Raw genomic sequence first — 618 nt, 5'->3', positions numbered from 1 at the left:
GGTGGAGGTGGCCACGTCCGGTGCGGTGGTCACCAGGTAGCGGCCCACCTCCCGGTCCCGGGCCAGGTCCACCAGCACCCGACCGAAGACCTCCTGGGTGGAGATCGGCTTGGTTGCGCGTACTCCCGTGCTCTCCGGGACGGTGACCCCCAGCGCGCGCTCGCGGGGCGCGCGGGACAGCGCCTCCCGGCGGGCGCCGGCCCGGATCCCGGCCGGTGAGGCCGGGTCGAGGCGGTCCCACTCCGTCTCGGAGGTCAGCCCCTGCGCCGCGCGCAACGCGTCGACCTGCTCGGTGCTGAGCAGCGCCGAGTGGTTGCGCGGGTTGCCGGCGATGGGCAAACCCCAACCCTTCACCGTGTACGCGAAGACGACGCTGGGCCGGTCGGTGACCGCGTCGCACTGGGCGTACGCGTCCAGCATCGCCTGCAGGTCGTGCCCGCCCAGGTCGGTGACGAGCGGGCCGAGGTCCTCGTCGGCGACGCCTTCCACGAAGGCGCCCACCTCGGCCGGCGCGCCGTCCAGGAACTGCTTGCGCAGCGCCGGCCCGGTCAGCCCGAACAGCGACTGGTACTGCTCGTTGGGCATCGCGTCGATCCAGTCCCGCAACGCCTCCCCACC

The 618-nt window shown here is 73.8% G+C and carries 1 pseudogene; it reads right to left on the bottom strand.

The window, feature by feature from the left end:
- Nucleotides 1-618: pseudogene (locus tag KBX53_RS35095) on the bottom strand (pyruvate dehydrogenase); the annotation flags it as partial.

The organism is Micromonospora sp. M51, from assembly GCF_018070305.1.
GTDB classification, from domain to species: domain Bacteria; phylum Actinomycetota; class Actinomycetes; order Mycobacteriales; family Micromonosporaceae; genus Micromonospora; species Micromonospora parva.
Note: the sequence above shows the minus strand (reverse complement) of the source record. Positions and strands in the feature narration are given on the sequence as shown.